This is a genomic window from Mesobacillus sp. (genome assembly GCF_047739415.1).
GTDB lineage: Bacteria > Bacillota > Bacilli > Bacillales > Cytobacillaceae > Mesobacillus.
In genome coordinates, this window is the sequence record NZ_JBIQOE010000195.1 from 1 (window position 1) to 4,217 (window position 4,217).

Sequence of the window (4,217 nt, forward strand, 5' to 3'; positions counted from 1 at the left end):
ATTGCAAGTCCAGAAGTTATAGCAAAGCTTAGTGGTGCTGGAACCCTCGCCGCCGTCTTTATTAATGGACCTTATACACATGAAATGATTGTTTCAACTGTTTGGGGAAGTCCCACTGCCGAAAATATCTCCCATATGCCGAAGATTCCTGTCGTTTCAGTAAATGATGACACTGGTGAAATCATTAAAAAGTTGATTTCCGAAGGTAAGGGCCAGGTAGAACTACATACCGAGGTTGAAACAAAATGGATACCAATCCCAACTTTAATCGCCGACATAAAAGGTATAGAAGAACCGGAGCATTTTGTTTTATTCAGCGGCCATATCGATTCGTGGCATTACGGAGCCATGGATAACGGATCTGCAAATGCGACGATGCTTGAGGTGGCAAGAGTGCTATCAAAATATAGAGAGCAATTTAAACGATCGATCCGTTTTGCTTTTTGGTCTGGACATTCTCATGGCAGATATGCTGGTTCACAAGCCTACTGTGATCAGCATTGGGAAGAGATACACGAGAATTGCGTAATGCATTTCTATGTTGATTCTGTCGGAGGCAAAGGAGCTACTATCCTCAGCGAGAGTAACTGTATGAGTGAAACTAAAGATATTGCCTCTCTCTATGTGAAGGAATTAGCCGGCCAGGATTATATTGGAAGCAGATATGGAAAGTACGCTGACCAATCTTTTTGGGGAGTGGGAGTTCCTTCCTTGTATATGGGAATGTCAGAACAACGATTATCTAATGACCCGATGTCCCAAAAAGTGTTTCAAGTTTTTGCGGGAAAGGAGGCAGGAGGATTCGGTTGGTGGTGGCATACAGTTGAAGACACAATCGATAAAATCGATCCGGCCAATTTAAAGCGCGATTGTGAAATCTATGCTCTCTCAATCTATAAAGTTTTAACCGATCCTATTGTACCGATCAACCAATTGGCTGCGGTTCAAGAAATTAAAGTTACGATCAAAAAATATCAAAAAACAGCAGGAGATAAAGTGAATCTGGACTTAACATTGGAACGTTTAAATGAACTTGAAGACGTACTCATGAAGGTGCAACCTATTTTACCAGCTTCGGGCCCGTTGGTTGAAGACCAGAAGGAAATCAATAAGAGAATCATGGCAATGTCACGTAGTCTTGTTCCTCTAAATTATGTAAGTAATGACCTTTTCGAACATGATCCGGCTGTTGGTTTATTGCCAGTTCCCTCGCTCTCGTCAATCAATAGAATCGCTTCTTTGGAAAAGGGCTCACATGAGTATTATTTGTTGAACACCTCTATAAACAGGCAGGTTAATAAAGTGAATTATTTTTTGAAAAATGCATTAATAGAAGCTCAAAATTTATTAACTTTTAATGAGAAAAGGAGTGGCAATTATGTCGGCAATTAAAAATAAAGTCGTAATTATTACAGGAGCTAGCAGTGGAATCGGTCGTGCAACTGCTGTTAAATTAGCAAGTGAAGGTGCGAAAATTGTTCTTGCTGCAAGGAGGGAAGAACGATTGCAAGAGATAGCCGAGAAAATCCATTCACTTGGCGGCACAGCTGTTTATAAAGTTACCGATGTCACTTCCTTGGAGGATGTTCAAAATTTGGCTGGTTTCGCACTTGAACAGTATGGCCAAATCGATGTGCTTTTTAATAATGCTGGAATCATGCCGCTTTCATATATGAAAAATAATAGAGTGGAAGAATGGGATCAAATGATTGATGTCAACATTAAAGGAGTTTTACACGGTGTAAGTGCTGTACTTCCTCATATGCTAGAAAAAAACAGCGGTCACATCATCACGACATCTTCCGTTGCAGGACATGGAATCTTCCCTTCAGGAACAGTTTATTGTGCAACAAAGTTTGCTGCCAGGGTGATTATGGAGGGCTTGAATAAGGAATTAACCAAATCGAATATCAGGACTACCACGATCTCCCCGGGTGTCGTAGATACGGAGCTGCCTGATTTAATTGTTGACCCAGAAGTGAAGCCTATATTTGAAAATCCTGAACTTCCTTCAATTAAAAGCGAGGATATTGCCAACGCAGTTTTCTATGCCTTATCTCAACCAGCATCCGTTGCGGTTAACGAGATCATAATTAGGCCGACGAATCAGGGGTAATGAAGGTAAACAGAAGCCTTTAAAGTCTAAAATCATGAAATTAGTCTGGTAGAACATCAATTAGTTCTACCAGCGATCAAAAGCCACCTGTTGAAATGAAACGGGTGGCTATTATTTGTCAATGGGGCCCTCCATTGGGTGTTCTCCCCTATAAAGAATTCACTAAAGTCATAGATTTTTCTTAAATTTGTTAATGAGTGGACAAAGAGATCAATAAAATCAAGAGTTTTAACTGTTATGCTCGAATTACCGAAAAATAGGTTTTGTTGGTTATTCTATTAAGGGCTGATTGGAAAAGGAGGAAAATAAGTTGGGCAATGTTCTTATAATAGGTGGAACTACATTCGATTCTGTCATTCATCTGGAAAAACTTCCAGATCCGGTGCCGCAAACAATCCATTATGCAGCATATACTGAGACTTTGGGTTCTACTGGCGCGGGGAAAGCATTGAACCTGTCGAAGCTGAAGGTTCCTGCTACACTCCATTCCATTATCGGGAATGATGAGTATGGAGCGAAAATCAGAAAGAAACTGGATGAAGGCGGTGTCGATTTTGTTTATGACCATGATCCTCGGGGGACAGAGAGACATGTCAATTTGATGAGTCCCCAGGGAGAAAGAATATCAATATTTGTTACCCAGTCATCATCAGAAATGCATCTAAACATGCACAGGATTGAGCAGCTGATCAAAGAGGCTGACTTGGTTGTGTTGAATATCATCGCTTATACAAAGCAGCTGATTCCACTGATAAAAAAATATAATAAACCTGTTTGGACCGATTTGCATGACTATAATCCCGGGAATCCGTATCACGAGGATTTTATCGAGATTGCTGATTTTATATTCGTGAGCTCTGATAATATGCCTGATTACAAATTCATGATGGAAAAGTGGATATCCATGGGCAAACAACTGGTTGTCTGCACACACGGGAAGAATGGGGCAACGGCTCTGACAAAAAGACAGGAATGGCTTGAAACTCCGATTATCAACGAGTATGAATACAAAGATGCGAACGGGGCAGGTGACAGCTTTTTTTCAGGTTTCTTGTTCGGATTTTTAAAGGGGAAATCAACCGAGGAATCCCTTAAGCTGGGAACAGTTTGTGCTGGACTTTGTATCACTTCCAAGGAGTTAGCATACGAGGAATTAAATTCTCGACTACTTGAAGAAGAGTATCAGAAATATTTTGGCTAACTCGATGTGTTTAGTTCCTTGGTATGGGGGAAAATATCTTCACCATACAAAAGGAGTGATAGAATGTTTCTCGAGGGGAAGATCATTTCAGGTGAGTTTGATCAAGCCATAAACGAATTTTCTCTGCAGCGGGTAAAAAGCTTTGAAACGCAATCCATTTTTAAAGAGTGCCAGATGGATTCAGTTTATAAATATTTGAAGAATCACGAAAATGATCCTGATGGGCAAATTATCACACTATATGATCAGTTGCCGGTCAGGTTGACTCAATCTGAGATAAACCAATTGCTAAGCGACCTTGAGAGAGTTAAGTCGCTATACCAATGAAAAGCAGGTCTAAATGACTTGCTTTTTTCTATTTGAACAAAGGAATATCTGCTATTTCTCCCGAATAGGTAACGAATGAATCTAGTTAGAGGAGGAAGAAGTCCTATCAATGCAAAAATAAAACCATTAGTCGGAGGGTTGATATCAGGGATAGTCCTTGGCTTGTTTTTAAAACTAATCCAATCTATAACACGCCTTAAAGTGTATACCTTATTGCTGAATGTTGATTACATACCGATTCTTAAGGATTTAAAATTATCTGAAGTTGTTGAGTTTGGTTTGCATATGGTGATCTCAATAGGGCTCGCCATAGTTTTGAACTTTTACATAATCAAAAAAGGATTAGGAAAAGTAGCAATACACCGCTTTGTTATTAGAGTTAGCTTAATAGTTGGTCTGCTGCTATATCCAACAACGTTTCTCTCAGAAAGGACACCGCCCATCACAAGTGGATATGCCTTTTTATTTTGGATGGCGGGTCACTGGATTTATGGATTCGTTTTAGGGAGAGTTTTATCTTATAAGGAAGGAGAGAGGTCTTGAACAAGAGAAACTTCTATATATTATCCATCG

Annotated in this window: 5 protein-coding genes; all 5 read left to right on the top strand. The window is 39.8% G+C overall.

The features are described 5' to 3' along the window. The coding region (locus ACH0QE_RS15600) for a M28 family metallopeptidase (protein ID WP_415801500.1) at positions 1 to 1,392 on the top strand (1,392 nt) is incomplete at its 5' end. Then, positions 1,379 to 2,116: an SDR family oxidoreductase gene (locus ACH0QE_RS15605; protein ID WP_415801501.1), complete on the top strand. Its 738-nt coding sequence runs from the start codon at positions 1,379 to 1,381 to the stop codon at positions 2,114 to 2,116. The genes ACH0QE_RS15600 and ACH0QE_RS15605, both read left to right, overlap by 14 nt. 310 nt (positions 2,117 to 2,426) lie before the next feature. Further along, on the top strand, positions 2,427 to 3,317 hold the full coding sequence (locus tag ACH0QE_RS15610) for a carbohydrate kinase family protein (protein WP_415801503.1): 891 nt from the start codon (positions 2,427 to 2,429) through the stop codon (positions 3,315 to 3,317). Between the two features lie 63 nt (positions 3,318 to 3,380). Beyond that, positions 3,381 to 3,644 (top strand): hypothetical protein, encoded by a 264-nt coding sequence (locus ACH0QE_RS15615; RefSeq protein ID WP_415801504.1) that lies wholly within the window; start codon positions 3,381 to 3,383, stop codon positions 3,642 to 3,644. 75 nt (positions 3,645 to 3,719) lie between these two features. Beyond that, positions 3,720 to 4,187, top strand: coding sequence for a hypothetical protein (locus tag ACH0QE_RS15620; RefSeq protein ID WP_415801505.1), 468 nt, complete (start codon positions 3,720 to 3,722; stop codon positions 4,185 to 4,187). Positions 4,188 to 4,217 lie beyond the last annotated feature (30 nt).